This window comes from Streptomyces sp. NBC_00076 (assembly GCF_045041235.1).
Lineage (GTDB): Bacteria > Actinomycetota > Actinomycetes > Streptomycetales > Streptomycetaceae > Streptomyces.
In genome coordinates, this window is the sequence record NZ_CP108242.1 from 9,755,840 (window position 1) to 9,780,206 (window position 24,367).

At 71.1% G+C, this 24,367-nt stretch carries 23 protein-coding genes; 9 read left to right on the forward strand and 14 right to left on the reverse strand.

Annotated features, from left to right (window positions below; translation table 11 throughout):
- Positions 1-81: 81 nt before the first annotated feature.
- Complete coding sequence (locus OHA64_RS43495) at positions 82-309, reverse strand: hypothetical protein (protein WP_405622719.1); 228 nt, start codon at positions 307-309, stop codon at positions 82-84.
- Positions 310-675: 366 nt separating this feature from the next.
- Positions 676-2,115: a PLP-dependent aminotransferase family protein gene (locus OHA64_RS43500; RefSeq protein ID WP_405622720.1), complete on the reverse strand. Its 1,440-nt coding sequence runs from the start codon at positions 2,113-2,115 to the stop codon at positions 676-678.
- 46 nt (positions 2,116-2,161) lie between these two features.
- On the opposite strand from OHA64_RS43500, the gene OHA64_RS43505 reads away from it, so the two are divergent.
- The gene (locus OHA64_RS43505; RefSeq protein ID WP_405622721.1) at positions 2,162-3,103 is read left to right on the forward strand and encodes an aldo/keto reductase; all 942 of its coding nucleotides are present in this window, start codon (positions 2,162-2,164) and stop codon (positions 3,101-3,103) included.
- A gap of 126 nt (positions 3,104-3,229) precedes the next feature.
- Here the strand turns inward: OHA64_RS43505 and OHA64_RS43510 are convergent, their stop codons facing one another.
- From OHA64_RS43510 to OHA64_RS43520, 3 genes are read right to left on the reverse strand one after another with little or no spacing between them, the layout of a single operon-like run.
- Positions 3,230-3,958, reverse strand: a complete 729-nt coding sequence (locus OHA64_RS43510; RefSeq protein WP_405622722.1) for a Gfo/Idh/MocA family oxidoreductase — start codon at positions 3,956-3,958, stop codon at positions 3,230-3,232.
- A 23-nt stretch (positions 3,959-3,981) separates the two neighbouring features.
- Positions 3,982-5,409, reverse strand: a complete 1,428-nt coding sequence (locus tag OHA64_RS43515; protein WP_405622723.1) for a sugar porter family MFS transporter — start codon at positions 5,407-5,409, stop codon at positions 3,982-3,984.
- 9 nt (positions 5,410-5,418) lie between these two features.
- Positions 5,419-6,369, reverse strand: coding sequence for a TIM barrel protein (locus OHA64_RS43520; RefSeq protein WP_405622724.1), 951 nt, complete (start codon positions 6,367-6,369; stop codon positions 5,419-5,421).
- A 216-nt stretch (positions 6,370-6,585) separates the two neighbouring features.
- On the opposite strand from OHA64_RS43520, the gene OHA64_RS43525 reads away from it, so the two are divergent.
- On the forward strand, positions 6,586-7,587 hold the full coding sequence (locus tag OHA64_RS43525; protein WP_405624363.1) for a LacI family DNA-binding transcriptional regulator: 1,002 nt from the start codon (positions 6,586-6,588) through the stop codon (positions 7,585-7,587).
- A 40-nt stretch (positions 7,588-7,627) separates the two neighbouring features.
- Here OHA64_RS43525 and OHA64_RS43530 read toward each other — a convergent pair whose 3' ends face one another.
- The 4 genes from OHA64_RS43530 to OHA64_RS43545 form a co-directional block, all read right to left on the reverse strand.
- Positions 7,628-8,635: a PDR/VanB family oxidoreductase gene (locus OHA64_RS43530; RefSeq protein WP_405622725.1), complete on the reverse strand. Its 1,008-nt coding sequence runs from the start codon at positions 8,633-8,635 to the stop codon at positions 7,628-7,630.
- Positions 8,636-8,736: 101 nt separating this feature from the next.
- Positions 8,737-9,924: an acetyl-CoA C-acyltransferase gene (locus OHA64_RS43535; RefSeq protein WP_405622726.1), complete on the reverse strand. Its 1,188-nt coding sequence runs from the start codon at positions 9,922-9,924 to the stop codon at positions 8,737-8,739.
- 53 nt (positions 9,925-9,977) lie between these two features.
- Entirely contained in the window at positions 9,978-10,583 is a 606-nt protein-coding gene (locus OHA64_RS43540; RefSeq protein WP_405622727.1) for a histidine phosphatase family protein, read from the reverse strand.
- Between the two features lie 36 nt (positions 10,584-10,619).
- Entirely contained in the window at positions 10,620-12,158 is a 1,539-nt protein-coding gene (locus OHA64_RS43545) for an AMP-binding protein (RefSeq protein ID WP_405622728.1), read from the reverse strand.
- A 290-nt stretch (positions 12,159-12,448) separates the two neighbouring features.
- Between OHA64_RS43545 and OHA64_RS43550 the strand changes: the two genes are divergently transcribed.
- From OHA64_RS43550 to OHA64_RS43560, 3 genes are all read left to right on the forward strand, one after another.
- A complete protein-coding gene (locus OHA64_RS43550) occupies positions 12,449-13,690 on the forward strand; it encodes an acyl-CoA dehydrogenase family protein (protein ID WP_405622729.1) in 1,242 nt (413 codons plus the stop codon).
- Positions 13,691-13,885: 195 nt separating this feature from the next.
- Positions 13,886-14,650 (forward strand): SDR family NAD(P)-dependent oxidoreductase, encoded by a 765-nt coding sequence (locus OHA64_RS43555; RefSeq protein WP_405622730.1) that lies wholly within the window; start codon positions 13,886-13,888, stop codon positions 14,648-14,650.
- Between the two features lie 3 nt (positions 14,651-14,653).
- A complete protein-coding gene (locus OHA64_RS43560; RefSeq protein ID WP_405622731.1) occupies positions 14,654-15,451 on the forward strand; it encodes a ThuA domain-containing protein in 798 nt (265 codons plus the stop codon).
- Between the two features lie 66 nt (positions 15,452-15,517).
- Here the strand turns inward: OHA64_RS43560 and OHA64_RS43565 are convergent, their stop codons facing one another.
- From OHA64_RS43565 to OHA64_RS43580, 4 genes are read right to left on the reverse strand one after another with little or no spacing between them, the layout of a single operon-like run.
- Positions 15,518-16,561, reverse strand: a complete 1,044-nt coding sequence (locus OHA64_RS43565) for an NAD(P)-dependent alcohol dehydrogenase (protein ID WP_405622732.1) — start codon at positions 16,559-16,561, stop codon at positions 15,518-15,520.
- Between the two features lies 1 nt (position 16,562).
- Positions 16,563-17,693 (reverse strand): ABC transporter permease, encoded by a 1,131-nt coding sequence (locus tag OHA64_RS43570; RefSeq protein WP_405622733.1) that lies wholly within the window; start codon positions 17,691-17,693, stop codon positions 16,563-16,565.
- Between the two features lies 1 nt (position 17,694).
- Complete coding sequence (locus tag OHA64_RS43575) at positions 17,695-19,287, reverse strand: sugar ABC transporter ATP-binding protein (RefSeq protein ID WP_405622734.1); 1,593 nt, start codon at positions 19,285-19,287, stop codon at positions 17,695-17,697.
- A 58-nt stretch (positions 19,288-19,345) separates the two neighbouring features.
- Positions 19,346-20,488, reverse strand: a complete 1,143-nt coding sequence (locus OHA64_RS43580) for a substrate-binding domain-containing protein (RefSeq protein WP_405622735.1) — start codon at positions 20,486-20,488, stop codon at positions 19,346-19,348.
- 440 nt (positions 20,489-20,928) lie between these two features.
- On the opposite strand from OHA64_RS43580, the gene OHA64_RS43585 reads away from it, so the two are divergent.
- From OHA64_RS43585 to OHA64_RS43600, 4 genes are read left to right on the forward strand one after another with little or no spacing between them, the layout of a single operon-like run.
- Positions 20,929-22,335 (forward strand): SRPBCC family protein, encoded by a 1,407-nt coding sequence (locus tag OHA64_RS43585; RefSeq protein ID WP_405622736.1) that lies wholly within the window; start codon positions 20,929-20,931, stop codon positions 22,333-22,335.
- Positions 22,332-22,652 (forward strand): 2Fe-2S iron-sulfur cluster-binding protein, encoded by a 321-nt coding sequence (locus tag OHA64_RS43590; protein ID WP_405622737.1) that lies wholly within the window; start codon positions 22,332-22,334, stop codon positions 22,650-22,652. The genes OHA64_RS43585 and OHA64_RS43590 overlap by 4 nt, the downstream gene beginning before the upstream one ends.
- 3 nt (positions 22,653-22,655) lie before the next feature.
- On the forward strand, positions 22,656-22,874 hold the full coding sequence (locus OHA64_RS43595; RefSeq protein WP_405622738.1) for a transposase: 219 nt from the start codon (positions 22,656-22,658) through the stop codon (positions 22,872-22,874).
- 4 nt (positions 22,875-22,878) lie between these two features.
- Positions 22,879-23,922, forward strand: a complete 1,044-nt coding sequence (locus tag OHA64_RS43600) for an NADP-dependent oxidoreductase (RefSeq protein ID WP_405622739.1) — start codon at positions 22,879-22,881, stop codon at positions 23,920-23,922.
- A 94-nt stretch (positions 23,923-24,016) separates the two neighbouring features.
- Here the strand turns inward: OHA64_RS43600 and OHA64_RS43605 are convergent, their stop codons facing one another.
- The gene (locus OHA64_RS43605) at positions 24,017-24,343 is read right to left on the reverse strand and encodes a putative quinol monooxygenase (RefSeq protein WP_405622740.1); all 327 of its coding nucleotides are present in this window, start codon (positions 24,341-24,343) and stop codon (positions 24,017-24,019) included.
- Between the last annotated feature and the right edge of the window lie 24 nt (positions 24,344-24,367).

The window sequence follows — 24,367 nt, forward strand, 5'->3', positions numbered from 1 at the left end:
GGTGCGACGATGACTTCTCCGCCGACTTCAGCTCGTCCCGCTACGGGTTTTCGATCGCGGGCATCCGTTCTCGCGCCCCTACTACCCACCACCGTGCGCCGGTTGATCGGTCGCGGATGCAGGCTTCGCCCCGGGAACCGGGACCGCCGTGACCTGGCCGGGCGCGGTGATCTCGTGTCCGGAGGCGCAGGTCACCACGCTTCGGACCTCGCTACCGCAGTCGCGGTGGAGCAGGGAGACCGTGGAGGCGCCGGCCGGGACGATCCAGTGCTCGGCCCAGTCGTTCAGGGCGATGACGGAGCGACGCACGATGGGTCGTCGGCGAGGCTCTCGTCTGCTGCCCCAACCAGCACGGTCGAGTTCCGGTGCTGGTTCGGTGCTGACTCTCTGGCGGCCGATGAGGCAAAACCGCAGGTCCTAGCCCCGATCGGATGAGTTGTCGTACCACTTCCTGGCGGTTGGCGGGGACGTGTTCGTGTCGCCATACCGTAGGAATCCGCAGGTCAGAGGCACATGTGGTGGGGCACCATAGTTCTGGGGGCGGAGGTGCGTGCGGCCACCATGATGGCGCTGCTGGGGCCTCTACTTAGCGCCCCGATCGAGCCCACGAAGACAGAGCCACTGGACGGTAGATCGCTAACCCGCGAGTCCACCCGTCGAGCGAGATGCGCACCCTCACCTGCCGGTGTCGAGTCGTGACCGTGGAACGGCCGAACGCAACGCCTCGCCCAGGAGCGCGACGGCCGGGGGGATCTCCGTGTCGCTGATGTTGCCGTACCCGAGGACGAGCGCGCGCTTCGCGGACGGCTCGGTGCGGTAGTCGTCGAGGTCCGACAGGCGCAGCCCGACGGCGGTCGCGGACCGGACCGCTCCGCGCGTGTCGGAGTCGTCCGGTAGGTGGAGCAGGATGTGCAACCCGGCGGCGGTGCCGGCGACCCGGCCCTGAGGTACCTGGGTGCCCAGCGTCCGGACCAACAGGTCGCGACGGGAGCGGAACCGCCGCCGCGACGCGCGCAGATGGGCGTCGTACCACCCGCGGTCGATGAAGGTGGCGAGCGCGAGTTGGTCCAGCACCGGTGGCGCGGCGGCAACGGGGTTCGCTGCCCGGAGCGCCGGGGTCATCGCGGCAGGAGCGACCAGCCAGCCGAGTCCGAGGGCCGGCGACAGCGTCTTGCTGACAGAGCCGAGAAGGAAGACCCGGCTCGGATCCATCCCCTGCATGACCGCGACAGGGTGGTGGTCGTAGCGGAACTCGGCGTCGTAGTCGTCCTCGATGACGAAGCCGTCCACCTCGCGGGCCCAGCGCACCAGACGGGCTCTGCGTTCCGGGGAGAGCACGGTGCCGGTGGGAAACTGGTGCGCCGCGCCGACGACGACGGCCCGGGCCGGAGTACCGGCCAGGTCGTCGACGCGGAGGCCGTCGTGGTCCACCCGCACCGGGTGCACGCGCACGCCTGCGCTTGTCGCAGCGTCCCGCAGCCGCCCCCAGCCCGGTTCCTCCACGGCCAGATCGGCGATCCCCTGGGCGCGCAGCGCTCGGCACACACGAACCAGAGCGTCGGTGACACCGGCGCACACGGACACGGACTCGGTGTTCGTGTCCGCACCGCGCGACCGCCGCAGGTACTGAGCGACGGTGGTGCGCAGCACCGCGTGTCCGGCGGGGTCGGGCAGGCCGAGGTCGTAGTGGACGGCCGAGCCGGTGACCGTGCGGACGGCGTCCGCCCAGCGGCGGCGCGGAAACGCCCGGAGGTCGGGCAGGCCTGGCGCGAGGTCGTACCGGATCGGTGTCCGCGCCGGGGCGCGAGGCACGCGAGAGAGCGGCGGTGCGCTGTCCGGTGACCACGAGACACGCGTGGCGGAACCCACTCGGGCGGAGAGGTAGCCCTCCGCGATGAGCTGCCCGTACGCCTCCGTCACGACCCAACGGGAGCAGCCGAGCTCTTCGGCGAGCGCTCGGCTCGGTGGCACGGCTGCGCCCTCCGGCAGCCGGCCGTTCCGGATCGAGGTGCGCAGCGCGTGAGCCAGACGATCGTGCAGGCGCCGTCGGCCTCGCTCCGGCGGACCGATGTCCAGCAGCGTCGCCCACGCGAGATTGGTCTGGGAATCAGCCACGAGATTGGAGCGTACCGCCGATCCGCATCCGCATAGCGTGATGGGCATGATGGAGAATCTGGTTCTCGGCGCCATGCTCTTCGGAACGGTTCAGGACGAGCGCCGATCGTACGAGCTCCTCGACCGTTTCGTGGACGCCGGAGGCGTCTGGATCGACACCGCCAACTGCTACTCGTTCTGGGCTGACCCGACCGGCTTCGGCGGGCAGAGCGAGACATTGCTCGGACGCTGGCTGGCAAGCCGCCCGGGCGTTCGTGACCGCGTCAGGATCAGCACCAAGGTGGGCTGCGAGCCGACCGAGGCCGGCCGGTTCCCGGAGACGGCCGAGGGCCTGTCGGCCGGGGTCGTCAAGCGCGGGATCGAGGGCAGTCTCCGACGACTCGGTACCGACCACGTCGAGCTGTACTGGGCCCACAAGCCCGATGCGGCCACGCCGCTGGAAGAGACCGTAGCCGCCTTCGACGAGCTCGTGAGCGCCGGCACGGTCGGCCGTCTCGGCTGCTCCAACTACCCCGTCTGGCAGATCGAGCGGGCCCGTCAGATCGCGCGGGCCCACGGCAGCGCCGGCTTCACCGCGGTCCAGCAGCACCACACGTACCTGCGGCCGCGCCCCGCGACCCGGCCCACCGTGGTGCACCGGTTCGGCGTGGTCGACGACGAGGTGCTCCACTACCTGGAGCACCACCCCGACATGGCTCTGTGGGCCTACACACCCCTGCTGAACGGCCGCTACACCCGACCGGACAGGCCGCTGCCGACGGAGTACGACCACCCCGGCACCGACCGCCGGCTCGCAGCCCTCGACGAGATCGCCGCAGAGACCGGCACGAACCGCAACCGCGTGGTGTTGGCGTGGCTGACCGGAGGAAACCCGGCCGCCACGCCGATCGTCGGCGTCAGCTCGGTCCAGCAGCTGGACGAGGCGATCGCGGGAGTGTCACTGGAGTTGACCGCGGAGCAGCGCGAACGACTTGACTCCGCGGCGTGAGCGGAAAGTCAGTCGCAGAGTCCGCAACAGGTGTTCAAGCGCGTTGAGAGGTGCGGCGGTCGGCCCGCGTAGGGTGGGAGGCTGGCGGTGTGGTCACCGTCGGCTCAGCCTGCCGGGGGAGGCTCGTCAGCGGGTGCCCTTCGCGGCGAACTCGGCGACGCTGTCGGCGTTCTCCTTGGTGATGAAGGCCGGGCCGGTGAGGACGGGCGCGGTGCCGCCGCCGCTGACGTTGCCGTTGTTCCTGTAGAGCCAGAGGGCGTCGACGGAGAGGTAGCCCTGCAGATAGGGCTGCTGGTCGACGGCGAACTCGATCGTGCCGTCCTGGACCGCCTTGACCAGCTCCTTGTTCAGGTCGAAGGTCGCGATCTCGGCCTTGGTGCCCGCGTCGGACAGGGACTGCACGGCGGTGAGCGCGATGGGGGCGCCGAGGGAGCCGGAGTCGAGGACCTCCTTCATCTGGCGATAGCCGGCGTCGAAGCGGCGCATGAAGCCGACCTGGACCAGGCGGCGGCCGCGGGCGCGTTCGGCCTCGACGATGCGCAGGCAGTCCTCGGCGGTGGTGGCGAGGGGTTTCTCGCAGAAGACGGGCTTGCCGGCGGTGACGGCGGCGAGTACGTGTCCGGCGTGGGTGGGGCCCCAGGAGGTGACGAGGACGGCGTCCACGTCGGGGGAGCCGATCAGGTCGGCCCCGGTCGGCAGGGCGGTGGCGCCGACGCGGGCGGCGACCTCGGTGGCGCGGGCCTGGTCGATGTCGGTCACCGCGGTGACGGTGGCCCCGGTGACGACGTCGGTGAGTCGTCGTATGTGGTCCTGGCCGATCATTCCGGCGCCGATGACACCTACACGTACGGGCATGTCGAATCCTTGAGGAAGGCGGATCAGGAGAAGCGGGCGCGGAGTTCGGCCTCGAGGGTTTCCAGGGAACGGCCCCTCGTCTCGGGGACGCAGCGCTTGACGAAGAGGAGGGCGACGACGCCCGCCGCCACGAAGAGGAAGAAGGTGTTGGAGATCCCGATCCCCGACACCAGGGACGGGAAGACCAGTCCGATCGCGAAGTTGGTCAGCCACAGCACCACGGCCGCGACCCCCATCCCGAAGCCGCGCATCCGCATGGGGAAGATCTCCGAGAGCATCAGCCAGGTCACCGGTGAGATGGCGCCCTGCTGGAAGGCGAGGAAGGTGACGGTCATGGCGAGCACGGCGTAGGCGCGGCCGTCGCCGGAGGGCAGGACCAGGGAGAAGACACCGATCAGCAACAGGGCGGTGGTCGTGCCGATCTGACCGGTCATCAGCATGGGGCGGCGGTTGACGCGGCCCAGCAGCCAGATGCCGACGAAGGTGGCGAGCACCGAGATGACGCCGTTGGCGATGTTCGCGGTGAGGGCGCTGTCGGCGGCGAAGCCGGCGTCGGTGAGGATCTGGGTGCCGTAGTACATGATCGTGTTGACGCCGGTGATCTGCTGCACGATCGCGATGCCGAAGCCGACGAACATCAGCCTGCGCACCCACGGCGTGGCCCTCAGGTCCTGCCAGCCGCCGAGCTTCTCCTGCCCCTCCTTGACGGCCAGCGCGGACACCTCGGCGAGTTCGGCCTCGGCCCGCTGCCGGGACCGGACCTGCCTGAGTACGTCGAGGGCCTCCCCGTAGCGGATCTGTGAGGCCAGCCAGCGCGGGCTCTCCGGCATCACCAGCATGCCGAACCAGAGCACGACGGCCGGGACGGTGGCGAGGACCAGCATCCAGCGCCAGACACCGCCGGACTCGCCGCCGACCCGGGCGATGACCGCGTTGGAGGTGAAGGCGAGCAACTGGCCGCTGACGATCATGAGTTCGTTACGGGTCACCAGTGCGCCGCGCCGTTCGGCGGGGGAGACCTCGGCGAGGTAGACGGGCACGGTCACCGAGGCGCCGCCGACCGCGAGGCCGAGCACGAACCGGGCCACCACCATGACCGCCGTGTTCGGCGCGAGCGTGCAGCCGAGCGCGCCGACGAAGAAGACGACGGCGAGGACGAGAATCGTACGGCGCCGTCCGCGCGCGTCCGAGAGCCGCCCGCCGGTGACCGCGCCCAGGGCCGCGCCGAGGAGGAGCGAGCTGGTGACCATGCCCTCGGTGAAGGGGGTCAGACCGAGGTCGTCGGTCATGTACGGCAGGGCGCCGTTGATGACGCCGGTGTCGTAGCCGAAGAGGAGTCCGCCGAAGGTGGCGATGACGGTGATGAGCCGCAGTCGGCGGGAGACCGTCGGCGGGGTGTCATCGGCTGGGGAAGTGGTACGGACCGAAGTCGCGTCGTCCCTGACGTCCATGGGCGCCTCCTAGCTGTCGAGAGTGGGACGTCGGGTACCCGTCAGCCCGCAGCCGACCAGGTGCTCACGGGTGCTGACCGCGATCGGCAGCGGCGCGTCGGGAGCGCACGGATACAGGTCCTGCTCGACGATCACGAACAACTCGGCGTCCAGCTGGGCGAGTTCGGTCACGATGTCGGCCGGGTTCGGCACGCCCGCGGGAGGCGAGACGCACACTCCGCGCTTGACGGCCTCGCCGAAGGACAGGCCCTCGGCGGCCACCTCGGCGAGGATCGCGGGGTCCATCTGCTTGATGTGGACGTAGCCCACCCGCTCACCGAAGCGGCGAATCAGGTCGAGGTTGTCGCCGCCGCCGTAGGCCACATGACCGGTGTCCAGGCAGAGGTTGGTGTAGCGGGGGTCGGACTCGTTCAGCAGCCGCTCGATCTCCGGCTGGGTCTGGAGGTGGCTGTCGGCGTGCGGGTGGATGACGAGCCGCACGCCGTACTCGTCGAGGAGCAGTCTGCCCAGCCGGTCGGCGTTCCGGCCGAAGCCGGCCCACTGTTCGGCGGTCAGTTCGGGCGACTCGGTGAAGGCGCCGGTCCTCTCGTCCCGGTACATGGGCGGGATGAGGACCAGGTGGTGGGCGCCCGCGGCGGCGGTGAGCGCGGCGACCTGACGGACATGGACGAGCGTCTCGTCCCATGCCTCTGGCCGGTGCAGCGCGCCGAACGCGGTGCCGCCGGAGACCCGCAGCCCACGGGACTCCAGCTCCGCCGTCAGTCGCCGCGGATCAGTGGGGAGGTAGCCGTAGGGCCCCAGTTCAAGCCACCGGTAGCCGGCCTCGGCCAGCTCGTCGAGGAAGCGGGTGTACGACACCTGGTGCTCGTCCTCGGGGAACCAGACACCCCAGGAGTCGGGGGCGGAGCCCAGGCACAGGTTGCCTGCGGTGGTGCGCAGGGAAGATGGCGCCGTTGCCATGGTGTGTCCTTTGCGGGGAGGGGCGGGCCTGCGGTGGGAGATGGGGATGTTGTCGCCCTGGCGCGCTCTACTAGCGCGCTCTAGGCAAGTACGATGAGCCCAGTCCAAATGTCATGTCAATAGCTTGTTGCCGGGGATTTCGCGGTCAGCCGTAAGGTGGGGCGCGTCGAAGGGTGAGGTTCACTGGTGGATGCGTCAGCCAAGCAACGGCCCACGATGGCGGACGTCGCCGCGAAGGCGGGCGTGTCCAGGGCACTCGTGTCGATCATTTTCCGCGGACGGCCGGGGGCCAGCCAGGAGACCCGTGAACGCGTCCTGCGGGTGGCCGACGAGATCGGCTACCACCCCGACAACGCCGCCCGGCTGCTCGCCCGGGGCCGCAGCCGCACACTCGGCGTGATGTTCACCGTGCACCAGACCTTCCACTCGGACCTCATCGCGGGCATCTACCCCGAGGCCGAACGGCTCGGTTACGACGTCCTGCTCTCCGCGGCCACGCACAGTCGGGAGGAGGCCAAGGCGATCGAGGCGCTCCTCGGCCACCGGTGCGAGGCGGTGATCCTGCTCGGCCCAGACGCGGAGGCCGCCTACCTCGACGGGCTCGGGCGTCGCACGGTCACGGTGTCGGTCAGTCGCCGAGTGCCCCACGCCCACGTCGACTTCGTGCACTCTGCCGAGGGCAAGGGCGTGCGGCAGGCCATGGATCACCTTGTCGAGCTGGGGCACCGTCGGATCGTGCACATCGACGGCGGCCGTGGCCCCGGGTCGGCGGAGCGGCGGCGTGCCTACCGGGCCGCGATGCGCCGCCACGGGCTGGAGTCGGAGGCGCGGGTCATTCCCGGCGACCACACCGAGCTGTCGGGTATCGAGACGGGGGAGTCGCTGCTGGCGGAGCGCGAGCGCGGGCAGCCCCTGCCGACCGCGGTCCTCGCGGGCAACGACCGGTGCGCGTGGGGGCTGTTGATGTCGCTGACGCGGGCGGGGGTGGACGTTCCCCGTGACATGTCGGTGGTCGGCTACGACGACAGCCATCTGTCCCACCTGATGCCGATCGGCCTGACCACGGTGCGTCAGGACGCGTTCCTCATGGCGGAACACGCGGTGCGTTTCGCCGTGGAGCGGTTGGAAGGCGGGGACGTGGAACCACGGGAGGCCGTGCTGGACCCGAAACTGGTGGTCAGGGGGACCAGTGGGCCGGCTCCGGAGTCCCAGGTCTGAGACGCGTGGTTCTACCGAATTGCTGGGATCGGGCCCTTGGTCAGAGGTCGAGCGTCAGCCGGGGGCCGCAGGAACGCGAGACGCAGATCAGCATGGTGTCACCGGCGGCCCGCTCGTCCTCGTCGAGCAGTGAGTCGCGGTGGTCCGGCGTACCGTCCAGCACGTCCGTCTCACAGGTGCCGCAGGTGCCTTCCCGGCAGGAGAACAGAGCCGGGACACCCGCCTCCTCCACCACTTCGAGCACCGACCGGTCCGCCGGCACGGTGAGCGTGCGCCCCGACCGGGCGAGCACCACGTCGAAGGCGGACGAGGGAGCGGCCTCTGCGGTCGGCTGGACCGGGGCGAACCGCTCGACGCCCAGCGTGCCGGCGGGCCAGCCGGCGCACTGCTCCTGCGTGGCACGGAGCAGCGGCTCGGGACCGCAGGCGTGCACCAGCGTGCCCTCGACGGGCGCCCCGATGAAGGTGGCGAGGTCCAACAGGCCGTACTCGTCCTGCGGCCGGATCAGCACCCGGTCCCCGTGGGGCGTGAGGCGGTCCAGGAACGCCATGGATTGGCGCGTACGCCCGCCGTACAGCAGTCGCCAGTCCGATCCCGCCGCCTCGGCGGCCTCCACCATCGCCAGGATCGGAGTGATGCCGACCCCGCCCGCGACGAAGAGATGACGCTCGGCCGCGCGCAGCGGGAAGTTGTTCCGCGGCCCGCGCACCCGCACCGCCGAGCCCTCCGCGAGACGGTCGTGGACGTACGCGGAGCCGCCGCGGCTCTCCGGTTCGCGCAGTACGGCGATCTGCCAGAGGGCGAGGTCCGCGGGACTCCCGCACAGGGAGTACTGACGGACCAAGCCGTTGTCCAGCAGCAGGTCGATGTGGGCGCCCGGCGTCCACACCGGCAGCGGGCCGCCGTCGGGGCGGCGCAGCGCCAGGGACACCACGCCGTCGGCGGCGTGAACGCGGCTGTCCACGACGAGAGTTGCCTCGTCGCGGTCCGTCGGGGTGGACCGGGGAGCCTCGGAGGCCCGGAGGGTCTGGAGCGGCTGGCTGGTCATGTGCGTCAACCTGAGTCTCGTACGGGTGGGGGATGTGGGCGACGAGGGCGGTGGTGGCCGGGAGACGCACCGCGCGCCGGGGCCGGCGGAACCGGGGCCGCTCAGCCGCGCGGTACGTGCAGCAGGAGGGCGTCGCCCTGCCCGCCGCCGCCGCACAGGGCGGCCGCCCCGCTACCGCCCCCGCGCCGCAGCAGTTCCTGGGCGAGGGTCAGGACGAGCCGGGCGCCGGTCATGCCTACCGGGTGGCCGAGGGCGATCGCGCCGCCGTTGACGTTCACCTTCTCCAGGGGGACGCCGAGTTCGCGTACGGAGGCCAGGGCGACACCGGCGAACGCCTCGTTGATCTCGAAGAGGTCGAGGTCGGCCGCCTTCAGCCGGCCGTCGCGTTCCAGCGCGTCACGCACGGCGCCGGCCGGCTGGACGAGCAGCGAGGGGTCGGGGCCCGCCACCGTGCCGTAGGCGCCGATCTCCGCGAGCGGGGTCAGGCCCTCCCGGCGGGCACGGTCCGCGCTCATCACCACGACGGCCGCCGCCCCGTCGGACAGTTGTGAGGCGTTGCCCGCGGTGATCGTGCCGTCGGAGGAGAACGCGGGCGCCAGACGTCCCAGGCTCTCCGCGGTGCTCTGCGGCCGGATGCCCTCGTCGGCCTCCACCACCGTCTCGCCCCGGCGCCCGGCCACCGTGACCGGCGCGATCTCCGCGGCGAACGCGCCGGACTCCCGGGCGTGTTGGGCCCGTTGGTGCGACAGGGCGCTGTACTCGTCCTGCTCCGCACGGCTGAACGCGAAGGGCCGCTGGTAGCGCTCGGTGGCCGCGCCCATGGAGACTCCGTCGAAGGCACAGATCAGCGCGTCGCGGTCGAGGGCGTCCTCCATGGTCGCCGCCCCGTACTTCCAGCCGGTGCGGGACCCGCGCAGCAGATGCGGGGCGCCGGACATGGACTCCATACCGCCCGCCACGACCACCTCGTGGCGTCCGGAGGCGACCATGAGGTCGGCCAGCGCGATGGCGTGCAGCCCGGACAGACACAGTTTGTTGACGGTGCTCGCCGGTACGGCGAACGGGATGCCGGCGCTCACCGCGGCCTGCCGGGCCGTGTTGGGACCGGCGCCGGCCTGGACGACATGACCCATCACGACCGCCTCCACGGCGGCCGGAGCGAGCCGCGCCGCGGACAGTGCGGCGCCGATGGCGTGTGCGCCGAGGTCGGCGGCGGACAGGCTGCTCAGCCCGCCCATGAGCTTGCCGACGGGCGTTCTCGCTCCGGCGACGATGACGGAACCGGGCATGTCCGGTGCCTCCTGAGGGGTGTCGAAGGTGAGGGGTCGGCGCAGACGCGGTCTCAGCCGACCGGGTCGACGGCGCGCTGAGCGACCATATGGGCCGTCTCGTTCACGGAGTGGAGCACGATCCGTCCCCCGGGCATGCGGCGCACCCTGCTGACCGAGGTGTAGCCGGGGTGGAACCAGAACATCCGGGGTATCTCGAGCACGGTCGCCAGGTAGGTGTTGGTGATGCCGCCGTGGCACACGGCCGCGATCCGCCCTCCCGGGTGGGCGTCCAGCATGGTGTTCACGGCCCGCACCGCCCGGGCCCGGAAGGCGTCCCAGTCCAGGTCCGGTACGAAGTCCTCGTACCGTCCCTCGGAGAGCGCCACCGACCGGGGGTCGTCCGCGTTGATCTGCTCCGGCGGTGTGTAGGGGTGCGAGACGTCGGTGTCCCACTCACGCAGGTCGTCCAGCACGGTCGCCGTCATGCCCGTCACTCGTTCGAGCGGCGCCGCCGTCTCACGGGCCCGCCGGAACGGACTGGAGTAGAGGGCGTCGATGCCCTCGTCCGCCAGCCACGGGGCGAGGCGTTCGGCCTGGGCGGTGCCCTCCGGCGACAGTCCCGGGTCGAACACGCCGGCGACGGGCAGGCCGTGCCGGACGAGCAGAAGTTCCGTCATGAATGATCCTTCGCAAGGGAGGACGAGTGGGCCGGCTCAGCCGGCGATCGTCCGGTCGGAGTTCCAGTACGGGCGTCGCATCGCGCGCTTGTCGAGCTTGCCCATGGCGTTGCGGACGAGTTCGGGGACGACCTCGTACGACTTCGGGCACTTGTACGCGGCCAGCCGCTCGCGGCAGAAGGCGTCGAGTTCCGCGTCCGCCGGTTCGCTCCCGTCGGCCACGACGACCAGGGCCCGCAGCGACTCGCCGAAGTCCCGGTCGGGCACTCCGATGACCGCCACCTCGGCGACCCCCGGGTGCTCACCCAGCACGGCCTCGCTCTCCGCCGGGTACAGGTTCACCCCGCCGGAGACCACGACGTCCGAGGCCCTGTCGGTGATGAAGATGTAGCCGTCCGGGTCGACATAACCGATGTCGCCGAGAGTGAAGACGCCCGGGGCGACATAGGCGGCCTTGGTCTTCTCCTCGTCCGCGTGGTAGCGCACGCCGCGGCCCTCCGGTGCCCGGAAGGCGAGCAGTCCGAGTTCCCCGGCGGGAACCGGACGACCGTCGTCGCCGGTCACCAGCACGTCGAAGGGTGCCTGGACCCGCCCCACCGAACCGGGGTGCTTCAGCCACTCGGTGCTGTCGATGCGCGCGACCGTGCCCGCCTCGCTGGCCCCGTACGACTCGGTCAGCACCGGACCGAACCAGTCGATCATGGCCCGCTTGACCTCGGGCGGGCAGGCGGAGCCGGTGTGCGAGACCTGCATCAGGCTGGAGACGTCGTAGCGTTCGCGCACCTCCTCGGGCAGCGCGAGCAGCCGGGTGAAGTGGGTCGGCACCATCACCGACGAGGTGACCCGGCGGCGTTCCACCTGGTGCAGGAAGGTCTCCGCGTCGAACCTGCCGAGGATCACGACCGGCCGGCCGGCCGCGAGATGGCGCAGCGAGGTCAGCGGTCCGTTGTGCTGGAGGGGACCGCACACCAGATGCGGACCCGGCGGGAAGCCGGGGCGGGCGGCCACCGCCTCCAGGTAGGCGGCGCTGTCGGTCACCGGGCCCCGCACCCAGCGCACCTCCGTGCCGCGGGCCCGTCCCGTGGTGCCCGACGTGTAGACCAGCGGCGGGCGGGCCGGGCGGCCGGCGGGCACCGGTACCGGTTCGGCGTCGGCCAGCCACTGGGTCCAGTCGATGGCGTCGTCCTCGGCCGGCGTTCCGTGCACGACGACGGGGAGGCCGAGTTCCGCGCCGGCCTGCCGGGCGGCCGACTCACCCGCCGGGCCGCTGATCACCGCCTTCGCGCCCGAGTCGGTCAGCAGGTCGACCAGCTCGCGGGCGGTCAGCTGCCGGGAGGCGGCCACCGTGCCGACCCCGGCCCGCAGCCCGGCGAGATGGGCCACCATCGTCGCCACGGCGTTGTCGCCGAGGACGGCGACGCGGTCCTGCGGCCCGGGCGCGATCTCCAGCATCCGACCGGTCAGGCGGGCCACCTGGTCGGCCAGCCGGGACCAGGACAGGCTCTCCGTGTCGTCGGTCAGGGCGGTCGCGTCCGGCAGTTCGCGGGCGCGCACGTCGAGTGGCTGTAGGGACATCAATCCTCCGACGCTCCTCGGTTCGTCCTCTCCCCGGCTCCAGCGGGCGACCCCGTCTGCCCATCGGCCGGGCAGGTGGGAGAGTCGACGCCAAGACTGTAGCGTTTATCAAGAAAGTACGGAACACTCTGATCCGAGTCGGAGGCACTCTCCCTTGTTGAACAGGTCCGGGGCCCCACTCCGGGCCACCGTTACTGAAGCAGTCGTCTGGTAAGTGCCGCCCGGTAAGTGCCGTCTGTTGAGTGCCGTCCGATGAGTTCCGTCTGGACACGTGTGCCGAGGAGGTCGCCATGTCCCAACCGAAGGTGGACGAGTGGCGGGGTGAGGTCCGCCAGTGGCTGGCCACCGTGCTGGAACGCCGGCAACCGGCCGAGACCACCGGGCACACCGCCGCTGATCTCGCCGTCTTCCACAATCTCCCGGACGAAGAGGAACGCCGGCTGCTCGACCGCTGCCGCGCCCACCACCGAGCCCGGCACGAGGCCGGCTATCAGGCCCTCACCCTCCCGAAGGAGAACGGCGGCCAGGGCCTGACCGCCGCCCACGCGGCGGTCTTCGCGGAGGAGGAGGCGGCGTTCGACGTACCGCCGTCCACCGAGCTGATCAGTGTCACGGTACGGCTGGTGGCCATGTCGGTCTCCCTCTTCGGGACACCCGAGCAGCGCGAGACCTACGCGCGTGCCTTCCTCCGTACGGATCTGCTGGCCTGCCAGCTCTTCAGCGAACCCGGCGCCGGGTCCGACCTGGCCGCCCTGCGCACCCGTGCCCGCCAGGACGGCGAGAACTGGGTGATCGACGGCCAGAAGGTGTGGACGTCGGGCGCCCAGTTCGCCGATTACGGCCTGCTGCTCGCCCGTACCGACCCGGACGTCGTCAAACAGGCCGGCATCACCGCCTTCCTGGTCCCGATGGACAGCCCGGGTGTGGAGATCCGTCCGATCCGCCAGATGAGCGGCGGCGCCTCCTTCAACGAGGTCTTCCTCAGCGGCGTACGCGTTCCCGACGGGCTGCGGATCGGACGCCCCGGCCAGGGCTGGGAGGTCGCGAACGCCACCCTCGCCTTCGAACGCACCGCCTCCGGATCCGGAAACCGGCGCAAGGGCGGCACCTTCGACGACGTACTCGCCCTCGCCCGCTCGCTGCACCGGACCGGGGACCCCCTGGTGCGCCAGCGGCTCGCCGACCTGTACGTACGCGGTGCGCTACGGGCCGCCACCGTGGACCGTGTCGCCCGGGCCAGCGTGGCCGGCGGCCGACCGGGCCCGGAGGCCTCGCTGACCAAGCTCATGGCGTCCGACCTGCTCACCCGCACCGGGCAGGTCGCCGCCGAGCTGATGGGCGCCCGGATCGGCGCCGACACCGGGGAGCCGGGCACCTTCGCGTGGACGGAACACCTGCTCGGTGCCCCCGGCTACCGGCTGGCCGGCGGCACCGACCAGATCCAGCGCAACCTGATCGGCGAGCGGGTGCTGAAGCTGCCGGGGGAGCCGCGGGTCGACCGGGTGCCGTTCTCCGAACTGTCCGGCAACTGAACGCGACACCAAAGGCACTCGCGACATCAGAGGCCCCCGCACAACAAAGAGGCTGCGGGCCTCGCACAACAAAGACGCTGCGGCGCCCCGCACCACACAGAAGCTGCGGGCCCCGCACCACAACGGCACTGCGGCGCCCCGCACGACAAGGCACTGAGACACCCCGCACAACAAAGGCACTGAGGAGTGACGACGATGGATCTGGGACTGACAGGCGCGAGGGCGCTGGTGACCGGTGGAAGCCGGGGCATCGGCCGGGCGATCGCCACGACACTGGCCGCCGAGGGCTGCGCACTGGCACTGTGCGCCCGCGGCGAGGAGGCCCTCGCCAAGGCCGCCGCCGAGCTGCGCGGCGAGGGCGCGACGGTGTTCGCCGAGCCGGTCGACGTCACCGACCCGGCCGCGCTCGCGGGCTTCGTGGAGCGGGCCGCCGGTGAACTCGGCGGCCTGGACCTGCTGGTGTCCAACGTCTCGGCGGGCAACGTCAAGGGCCCCGAGTCGTGGGAGGCCAGCCTGCGCGGCGACCTGATCCCGTTCGCGGGACTCGTCGAGGCGGCCCTGCCGTATCTGGAGGCCTCCGACCGGGCCGCCGTCGTGGCCATCGGCACCACCAACGCCTCCGACACCGCCCGCCCGGCCGGAGCCAACTCGTACTCCGCCCTGAAGGCCGCGGTCGTCCAGCACGCGTCCGCCCTCGCCCACTCCCTCGCTCCGAAGGGAATCCGGGTCAACACGGTCTCGCCCGGCCCGATCGACTTCCCGGGCGGCGCCTGGGAGACCATTCGTACCAGCCGCCCGGAGGTGTACGAGGAGGTGCTCGCCAAGCTGCCGATCGGCCGCTACGGCACCGCGGAGGACGTGGCCGCGGCGGTGGCGTTCCTGCTGGGCGTGACCGGCTCCTTCTGCGTGGGAGTCAACCTCGTGGTGGACGGCGGGCTGCTGACCCGCGTCCAGTACTGAGCCGTGGCCGGCCCGGCGGGCCGCCTGGACGCCGTACTGGTCTGCGGCGGCAGGTGGCACGACTTCGACTACGCGCGGCTGCGACTGCTGGACCTGCTGGGCGGCCACCCTCACGTCCGCACGACCGTCCACCAGGACTACGACTGCCTGCCCGCCCTGGAGCAGGCCGACCTGCTGGTGACCTACACCTGCGACGTGCGGCCCCGCCCGTCCCAACGGGCCGCGCTGGCACGGTTCGTGGAGCGGGGCGGACGCTGGCTCGCGCTGCACGGCACCAACTCGGTGATCGAGGCGCCGACCGCCCGTGGGCCCCGGCTGTTCACCACCCCACGGCTGCTCGGGGACCTGGCCGGGGTGCTCGGCAGCCAGTTCCTGGCCCACCCGCCGATCGAACCGTACGAGGTACGGGTGACCCGGCCGGACCATCCGCTGGTCCAGGGCATCCAACCGTTCACGGTGGCCGACGAGTTGTACGTGTGCGAGCTGCACGGCGAGCTGGAGGTGCTGCTCCACGCCGAGTACACGGGGCCGTGCCGCGGATTCGCCGAGGGCGACACGGCGGCGCTCGACGACGCGCCCCGCCCTGTGCTGTACCTCAAGCGGCACGGCCGAGGCGAGGTCTGCTACTTCACCCTCGGCCACTGCCGCGGCCGGTACGACGTGCAGGACCTCGGCGTGGCCGACACCGGGCGCGTGGACCGGGGGCCCTGGGAGACACCGGAGTTCCTGACGGTGCTCGGGCGCTGTGTGGAGCGGGTGGTGGGGGCGAGGGTCCCGGTGGAAGATCCGGTCGGTCGCTGAACGAACGCCGGAGGGGCTGACTTACCCAGCCCCTCCGGCGTTTGAGACAAGCCCGTTCTTCCCCGCTCAGCCGTGCGGCAGCACCACCGCGCGGCCGCTGACCTCCCCGGCGTGCAGGCGCTCGTACGCCAGTGGCGTGTCCTCGATCGAGAAGGTCTCGACATGGGAGGAGACGAGGCCCTGTCGCGCCAGGTCGACCACCTCGATGAGTTCCCGGCGACTGCCCCAGTAGGGAGCCGAGGCGGACACCTCGAAGGGCAGACCGCCCCCGAAGCCGACCTGGAGGGTGCCTCCGCCGATGCCGACGACGGTCACGTCGCCCTCCGTCGCCACCGACGCGGCGGCCACCGCGAGGGTGGCCTCGGCCCCCACGAAGTCCAGCACCACCTCGGCGCCCGTGCCGCCGGTCAGCTCACGCACCCGGGAAGCGGCCTCGCCGTCGGAGAGCAGCGTCTCGTGGGCGCCGACGGCGCGCGCGAGCTCCAGCTTGTCCGTGCTCACATCGAGGGCGACCACCCGGGCCGGAGTGAGGGCGCGCAGCAGCTGTACGGCGAGATGGCCCAGGCCGCCGACGCCGATCACCACGGCTGTGCTGCCCGGCACGAGCTTGGGCAGCGACGTGCGGATCGCGTGGTACGGAGTGAGCCCGGCGTCGGTGAGCGGGGCGGCCTGCACCGGGTCCAGACCCTTCAGCGGCACCAGATGGCGCGGCGAGTCCACCACCATGTACTCCGCGAGAGCGCCCGGGGAACCGAGCCCGGGCGGCATGATGCCGAGCCCGGCGGCGTGCGGGCAGCAGTTCTCCTTGCCCTCCGCGCACTTGCGGCACTGGCCGCAGCCCCATGGGCCGTACACCGCCACCTCGTCGCCCTCCGCCACTCCCGTGGTCCCGCTGCCCAGCGCGGCGACGATGCCGACACCCTCGTGACCGAGCGTCATGGGCAGCGGATACGGGAACTGCTCCTCGGGCCAGCTCATGACCGCCAGGTCCGAGTGGCACAGGCCCGCCGCCGTCACCTTCAGCAGCACCTGGCCCGGGCCCGGCTCGGGTACGGGCACCTCGACCACCTCCGGCGCGGTGCCCACCTTGCGATACTGAACCGCCTTCATGTCAGGCCTCCTTGTCAGGGACGGGAACAGAGCCGCCGGCCGCGGAACCCGCGCCGTGCTGCGGCGGTCTCCGGCGCCTCAGCACCGCCGGCACGGCGATCCGGCCGCCCGTGAGGACGAGCGCGACGATCAGCACCGAGCCGGTGAACAGGCTCGCTGCCCACTGCGCGCTGGTGGCGAGACCGAGCCCCGTGATGCCGGTGCCCAGCAGGAGGACGGCGATCACCGTGCCCCAGGCGTTGAAGCGGCCCGCGCGCAGCTGCGTCGCTCCGACGAAGGCCGCCGCGTAGGCCGACAACAGGTACGGCGTGCCCGCGCTGGGCGATCCGGATCCCACCGAGGAGGCGAAGACCACTCCGGCGAAACCCGCCAGCAGCGAGGACGTCAGCAGGGTCAGAAAGCGCAGCCGGTCGGTGCGCACCCCCTGCAGACGTGCGGCGTCGGCGTTGAAGCCGGTCGCGTACAACCGGCGCCCCGTCGCGGTGTGTTCCAGCAGGAACCAGATGGCCGTCGCGGCGAGGAGCAGATACAGCACCGGCAGCGTGATGCCGCCCGCGTCCAGTTGGGCGATGTTCGAGAACGGCTTGGCCAGCAGTGGCAGGCCGGTGATCGAGCTGTCGTTGGTGACCATGGTGATCAGTGACTGGATCAGCGCGCCGGTCGCCAGGGTGGCGATGAACGAGTCGACCCTCAGCACCACCACCACGAGACCGTTGACCACTCCGACGAGCAGCGCCGCACACATCGCCAAGGCGATCGCGGTGGCGGGGCCGAGGTCCTTGGACACCAGGAAGTGGGCGGTCAGCACACTGGTGAGGGACATGGTGTAGGCGACCGACAGGTCGAACACGCGGGCGGCCAGCGGCAGGACGACGCTGAGCGCCACCAGCCCGGCCACGGCGTTGCCGTTCAGGACCTGCTTGACCGTGGTGACGGTCGGGAACGTGTCCGGCGCCCATACGGAGAAGAGGACGGCGATCAGCAGCCACACGTAGACGGCGCCGATGTTGCGGAACGACCCCGCGGCCACCGCCCGCCGGCCGAGCGCGCCCAGTGCCCCCACGGCGGGGATCGCCGGCTCGTCCGGTCCGGTCGGCCGGAGCTCCGCGGCCCGGGTCGGGGTGGATGTCATGTCACTCTGTTCCTTCCATGGCGTGGACCAGCGCGGGTTCGGTGATGTCCCGGCCGCTGATCTCCCGTACGATCCGGCCGTCCCGCACCACCAGGACGCGGGTGCACAGCGCGAGCAGGTCCTCCGTGTCCGACGAGGACACGATCACGCCCATGCCGTCGTCGGCCTGACGCTCGATCAGGTCGTACAGCTGGAGGCGGGTGGCGATGTCGACGCCCGCCGTGGGTTCGCACAGCACCAGCACCTCGGGCTGCTGGGCCAGGCAGCGGGCCATGACGACCTTCTGCTGGTTGCCGCCGCTCAGGGTGGTGATCCGGGCGCCGGCCGGCCGGCCCCCGGCGGTGCGCACCCCGACCCTGCGGATCCATTCCTCGACGAGCGAGGCCTCGCGGCGCCGGTGCAGCCGTCCGGCACGCGCGCGAAACCGGTCGAGCAGGGGGAGGGTGAGGTTCTCCGCGACCGAGAAGTCGCCGATCACGCCCTCGGCGGCACGGTCCGCGGGGACCAGCGGAATGCCCAGGCCACGCGCGTCCCGCACGTCGACCCAGCGCCGGGAGCGCTTCGGCGCCCGCACCTGGCCGCGCACGGAACCGCCGTACGCTCCGCACACCGCGTACGGCACCACCTCGTGGCCGGAGCCGACCAGGCCGGTGATGCCCAGCCGCTCGCCCCGGGCCAGAGTGAAGCCGACTCCGCGCAGCGGGCCGGCCGACAGGTCACGGACCTCCAGGACGGTCTCGGCGGGACCGGAGGACGGCTGCGGACGGTGCTCGGTCTCCATCTCCTCGCCCGCCATCAGCTCCGCGAGCGAGCGAGGGGTGAGCTCGGCGACCGGGCGGGTGGCGATCCGGCGGCCGCCGCGGACCACGGTGACCCGGTCGGCCAGCGCGAAGATCTCGTCCATGCGGTGCGAGACGTAGAGGACGCCGGCACCGGCGTCACGGATCTCCCGCACGATGTCGAAGAGCTGGGCCACTTCCCCGGGCGGCAGCACGGCGGTCGGCTCGTCGAGCACGAGAACGCCACGTCGGCCCTCCCAGCCCTGCAGGGCGGCGGCGATGGCCACCACCGCCCGCTGCACGGGAGTGGCCGTCGACAGGGGACGGCGTACGTCGATCCCGAGGCCGAACCGTTCGACCAGGGCGGTCGTCCGCCGTTCCATCTCCGACCAGCGGATGTTGCCGAGGGCGGTACGGGCGAAGCCGCGGCTGAGCGCGAGATTGTCGGTGGCGCTCAGCTCTCCGACCAGCCCCAGCTCCTGGTGGACGAAGCGGAGCAGATCGTGCCGTGAGCCGGTGACCTGCCCCAGGTCGAAGGGCTCGCCGTCGAGTTCGGCGACCGCACCGGGCTCGGCGTGGTGGTAGCCGGCGAGGATCTTGATGAGGGTGGACTTGCCGGAGCCGTTGGGCCCGATCAGCGCATGGATCTCGCCGGGTGCGATCTCCAGGTCGACGTCCTGCAGCGCCTGGGTTCCGCCGAATCGCTTCGACAGACCGGACACCCGCAGCACCGGCCGGTCGCTCTGCTCGGCCCCGGCCGCCCCGCGCGCTGCCTCGGTCGGCTCGGTTGTCTCCGTTGGCGTGTCAGCGTGCACCGCTGCTCCATCCGTCGAGTGACGCGCCGCCGGCATGCCGCGGCGGCGCGCGGGTCGGTCAGTTCAGGCCCCAGAGCGCCTCGAACTGCGCCTGGTAGTTCTCGACGAGCGCGAAGTCACCGAGGGTCTTCGGGAGGTTGTCCTTGGTGATCAGCATGTTGGGCAGCACCGCCTGCTGATCCACGTCCATGGACTGGCCGGTGAAGTTGCGGGCCAGCGCGTCGACCTGGAGCCAGGCGGTCTCGTGCGAGTTCAGTGCCATCGCGGCGTCGCTGAGGCCGCTCTGGATGTACTGGTAGTTCTGCCCGTCACCGACGTTCACGGCGATGTGCTTGCCGGTGACGCCGGCGGTCTTCAGCGCGGCCGGGACCCCGACGTTGAGCAGGCCCAGTGAGAAGACGACATGGGTCACCTTCGGGTGCGAGCGGAGGTACGACACCACCCGGTCCGGCATGTCCTTGCCGATCGAGGTGATCGGCACGTCGACGCTGTCCAGCGCGCAGCCCTCGCACCATTCCTTGTACTTGGCCGCGAAGGCGTCCTTGACCGGCTTGAGGATGGTGTAGGCGGGCAGGTCGAAGTAGACCGTGTCGGCCTTGGCGTCGCTGTCGGCCACCACCCACGAGGCGAGCATCTCGCCCTGGACGGCGACCTCCTTGGGCCCGTTCTTCAGCAGGGAGATGCCGTCGCCCACCACGTCGTCGGCGTTCGACTGGATGACCGGAATACCGGCGCTCTTGAGCTGCGCCAGCTGCTTGGCGTACACCGCGCGCGGGAATCCGGAGGCGACGACGGCGTCCGGCTTGTCGCGCAGCGCCTGGTCGTAGGCGGCCTGGACGGACTCCGGTGTGCCCTGGGTGGCGATCTGCTTGACCTTCCAGTTCAGCTGGTTGGCCGCTTCGGTGAAGAAGTCGGCCAGGTCCTGGCAGGACTGCACGCCGCACAGAATGAAGTCGATCTTCTTGCCTGTGGGGATCTTCTTGCCCACCGGTTCGGTGACCGGGATCTTGGCCGGGTGCTCCGAGTACTTCTGCACGGCCTCGCGGGCCGCGGTCAGGCCCGGAGAGTCCGGAGCCGCGGCCTTGGCGGTATCGGCGGCCGGAGTCGTGTCGGTGCCGCATGCCGCCAGGGCGAGCAGGGTCGTGACGGAGACGATCGCGGTGAGCGCGCGACGGACCGCGCGTCCGGGTCTGGAACTCATCGTTGAGTACTCCCGTGGTGTGGCGCCTGCGCTGCCGCGGCCCGCGTCGCTCCCGCGTTCGCGGCGGCCGGCTCTGTACAGGCGGATCCTGTGCCGCCCGGTCCGGGACGGCACGCACAGCTGATCGGTCGGGCTGAGTGGATCGCCGTCGTGGGGTACGGCGCGGGCCGCCGGTGCAATCGGGCGGCGCTGTGGCCCAGGCGGGTCGGACACCGCCCCGGGCCGGTAGAGAAACTTGTGAGGCTATACAGCCTCGGGTGCGACGGAGTGTGACACGCTCCTCCGGGCTTGGGGAGGGGTTGGGCGCAACGATTTCGTGGTGAGCGATGCCGATCCCTCGCCGCATCGGGTTGGGCGGAGTCCGGGAGGCGTCGTGAGTGTTGCTCCCAGAGGTGCCCCGTAACTACACTCACTCTAAAGTTTCTGCCGGAGGAGAGAAGATGGACGAAACGTCGGAGTCGGGCACGGCGCGGTGCCCCGGGCCCAGCGTCCAGGACTACCTCGACCGGGACAGCCGGCCCGTTCCTCCCTCGCTGAGGTTCGACAACAACGACTACCTCGGCAGCGAGGACATCGACACCACCCGCTTCACCTCTCGCGAGTGGGCCGAGCGCGAGATGCGGCAGGTATGGCGCCGCGTGTGGCAGTTCGCCTGTCTGGAGAGCGAGATCCCCGAGGTCGGTGACCACGAGATCTACGAGATCGGCGACGACTCACTGATCATCGTGCGTACGGCGCCGGACGAGATCCGCGCCTATGTCAACGCGTGTCTGCACCGCGGCCGCAAACTGCGTACCGGCGGCGGCAACGTCGGCGAGTTCCGCTGCCCGTTCCACGGCTTCGCCTGGAACCTCGACGGAACCATGCAGACGCCGCCCTGCGCCTGGGACTTCCCCCATGTCACCCCGGAGAAGTTCGCCCTTCCCGAGGCGAAGGTGGCCACCTGGCGCGGCTTCGTCTTCATCAACATGGACCCCTACGCGGAGTCGTTCGAGAGCTACACCGGCAGCTTCGACGAGTACTACATCTGGCCGCTCCAGGACCGCTACAAGTCGCTGCACATCGCCAAGGTGCTGCCCTGCAACTGGAAGATCGCCCAGGACGCGTTCATCGAGTCCTTCCATGTGATCGCCACGCACCCGCAGATGCTCCCCTGGCTCGCCGACGCGAACTCCCAGTACGACGTCATGGCGGACCAGCCCAACTGGAACCGCATGATCAACATCCAGGGCGCCCCCAGCCCCCACGTGGCCGACTCGGTCACGGAGGAGGACGTACTGGAGACGTTCTACGGCTCGCGGGCGTTCTACGCGGCGGCCCAGGGCCGTGACCTGGTGATGGAGGAGGGGGACGAGCTGCCCGCCATCCCGCCCGGCGGCACCGCCCGCCAGGTCCTCGCCGAACGGATGCGCGCACAGCTCGCGGCCACCTCGCACCAGGACTTCTCGCAGACCGCCGACACCGAACTGCTGGACGCCATCAACTACCTGCTGTTCCCCAACTTCAACCCCTGGGGCGGCGCGAAGTCCAACATCATCTACCGGTTCAGGCCCAACGGCCTCGACCCCGACTCCTGCACCGCCGAGATCATCTTCATGTCGGCGCCGAAGAAGCCCGGCGAGATGCCGCCCCCGGTCAAGATCCGCTGGGTTCCCGAGGAGATGCTCTTCGCCGACATCCCGGAACTCGGTGTGCTCGGCCCCGTCTTCGACCAGGACTGCGAGAACCTCCCCTACGTCCAGCAGGGTCTGAAGACGATGCGCAAGCCGGGCATCACCCTGTCCAACTACCAGGAGAGCCGCATCCGGCACTTCAACCAGACGCTCGACCACTGGATGGACAAGTGACCGTGACCCACCGGGTCGCGGTCCTGCCCTCCGGTGTCGAGCTGGAGGTGCGCGACGACGAGGACCTGTTCAGCGCCGCCCAGCGGCTCGGCTACCGCTGGCCCACCGTCTGCGGAGGCAAGGCCACCTGCCGCACCTGTTTCGTGGAGGTCGAGGAGGGCGCCGAGAACTGTTCCCCCGTGGGCCCGCTGGAGCGCGAGGGCATCGAGGCCCTGCGCAGACCGGTGGACGGCCTGACCCGGCTCGCCTGCCGGCTCCGGGTCGACGGCCCGGTGACCGTCACCAAACGCGGCGTGCGCCGCAGACCGCAGGAGTGAGCCGTGAGTGCCAAGCAAGTGACCCATCCGCTGACCGGGCAGGTGTACCGGCTCACCGAGGACGGGCTGGTGGAGGTGACCGATCCCAAGACCGGGGCACAGGGCATCTTCGACTTCCAGGCCCGCTGGCAGTCCGGCGAACTGCGGCACGCCGACCTCCAGATGGCCGGCTGGGTGGGCCGCCTCGCCCAGCGGCGCGGCGCCCTGCCGCCGGAGGAGTGAGCCGGTGCCGCCCCGCACCACCCGGGTGGTCTGCCTGGTGCGCCGCCCCGAGGGGGAGCCGGCCCTCGGTGACTTCGCCGTCGAGGAACGCCCGCTCCCGCCCCTGAACGAGGGACAACTGCTCGTCCGCAACCTCTACATGAGCGTCGACCCGTCGATGCGCGGGCGGCTGGAGAGCACCGAGAAGCACTACACGCACAACTTCACGCCCGGATCGCCGCTCGACGGCCGGGCCCTCGGCGTCGTCGAGGAGAGCCGTTGCCCCTCCGTGCCGCCGGGCACGTTCGTACGCCACCAGCTCGGCTGGCGGGAGTGGGCCGTGCTCGACCCCGCCGACACCGATGCCGCGGGCCGTATCGACCCTGAACTCGCCCCGCTGCCCACGTGGTTGGGGCTGCTCGGGCAGACCGGCTTCACCGCCTACGTCGGGCTCGCGCGGATCGCCGAGGTTCGCCCCGGCGACACCGTCTTCGTGTCGGCGGCGGCCGGGGCCGTGGGCAGCGCCGCCGGACAGTTCGCCCGGCTGCTGGGCGCGGAGCGCGTCGTCGGGACCGCCGGGGGGCCGGACAAGTGCGCCCTGCTGGTCGAGGAGTTCGGCTACGACTCCGCCGCCGACTATCGCGCCGAACCGGTGCGCGACGCCCTGGCCCGGCTGGCGCCCGACGGTGTCGACGTGTACTTCGACAACGTCGGCGGAGAGCAACTCGCCGCCGCTCTGCACGCGTTGCGGACGGGCGGCCGTATCGCCCTGTGCGGCATGATGTCGCAGTTCGGCGGCGAGCGGCGGTCCGCCGACATCAACCAGCTGATCCAGGCGGTCCTCAAGCGGCTGACCCTGCGCGGCTTCATCGTCCGCGACCACGACGACCTGCGACCGGAGTTCGAGAGCAGGGTCGCCGACTGGCTGCGATCGGGCCGCATCACCGCCCGCGAGACGGTGACCGACGGTCTCGACAGCGCGGCTCAGGCACTGCTCGCTCTGCTCGCCGGTGGGAACGTCGGCAAGATGCTGGTCCGGCTGGCCGAGGACCCGTACAGCCGCGCGTAGTTCAAGGGGCCCCGGCACAAGCGGGGGCGTCGGCCACGATCTCCGTGGCCGACGCCCCCTTTGTGTGTGGTGTGTGTGGTGCCCGCGCGGACGCCTACCGCATGGAACGTGCTCCCGCGACGCTGAAGGTCTCCAGGGAAACGCCCACCCGGGTCAGCCCGGTCGTGGCCGCGCGGAAGTCCTTGATGTGTGCCGTGGTGAAGTGTTCGTCCAGGGCCTGCTGGGACACCCACCGTTCGTACACCCGGATCCGGCGTCCGTCGGCCGGGTCGGCGGTCATGGCGTAGTCAAGGCAGCCGGGCTCCTGAGCACGGGTGCGCTTCCCGACCTCGACGAGGTGCCTCAGCATGGTGTCGCGATCCGTCGGCTCGTAGTCCATCCAGCCGGCGACGATGATCTCGCCTGCGCTTTCCTCTGCCACGGTGGTCCTTTCCGAGGTCATGCT

Bases quoted from the DNA above. Each gene is read 5' to 3' on its own strand.
- OHA64_RS43505 (WP_405622721.1), top strand. From the start codon at position 2,162: ATGATGGAGAATCTGGTTCTCGGCGCCATGCTCTTCGGAACGGTTCAG.
- OHA64_RS43510 (WP_405622722.1), bottom strand. From the start codon at position 3,958: ATGCCCGTACGTGTAGGTGTCATCGGCGCCGGAATGATCGGCCAGGAC.
- OHA64_RS43515 (WP_405622723.1), bottom strand. From the start codon at position 5,409: ATGGACGTCAGGGACGACGCGACTTCGGTCCGTACCACTTCCCCAGCC.
- OHA64_RS43520 (WP_405622724.1), bottom strand. From the start codon at position 6,369: ATGGCAACGGCGCCATCTTCCCTGCGCACCACCGCAGGCAACCTGTGC.
- OHA64_RS43525 (WP_405624363.1), top strand. From the start codon at position 6,586: ATGGCGGACGTCGCCGCGAAGGCGGGCGTGTCCAGGGCACTCGTGTCG.
- OHA64_RS43530 (WP_405622725.1), bottom strand. From the start codon at position 8,635: ATGACCAGCCAGCCGCTCCAGACCCTCCGGGCCTCCGAGGCTCCCCGG.
- OHA64_RS43535 (WP_405622726.1), bottom strand. From the start codon at position 9,924: ATGCCCGGTTCCGTCATCGTCGCCGGAGCGAGAACGCCCGTCGGCAAG.
- OHA64_RS43540 (WP_405622727.1), bottom strand. From the start codon at position 10,583: ATGACGGAACTTCTGCTCGTCCGGCACGGCCTGCCCGTCGCCGGCGTG.
- OHA64_RS43545 (WP_405622728.1), bottom strand. From the start codon at position 12,158: ATGTCCCTACAGCCACTCGACGTGCGCGCCCGCGAACTGCCGGACGCG.
- OHA64_RS43550 (WP_405622729.1), top strand. From the start codon at position 12,449: ATGTCCCAACCGAAGGTGGACGAGTGGCGGGGTGAGGTCCGCCAGTGG.
- OHA64_RS43555 (WP_405622730.1), top strand. From the start codon at position 13,886: ATGGATCTGGGACTGACAGGCGCGAGGGCGCTGGTGACCGGTGGAAGC.
- OHA64_RS43565 (WP_405622732.1), bottom strand. From the start codon at position 16,561: ATGAAGGCGGTTCAGTATCGCAAGGTGGGCACCGCGCCGGAGGTGGTC.
- OHA64_RS43570 (WP_405622733.1), bottom strand. From the start codon at position 17,693: ATGACATCCACCCCGACCCGGGCCGCGGAGCTCCGGCCGACCGGACCG.
- OHA64_RS43580 (WP_405622735.1), bottom strand. From the start codon at position 20,488: ATGAGTTCCAGACCCGGACGCGCGGTCCGTCGCGCGCTCACCGCGATC.
- OHA64_RS43585 (WP_405622736.1), top strand. From the start codon at position 20,929: ATGGACGAAACGTCGGAGTCGGGCACGGCGCGGTGCCCCGGGCCCAGC.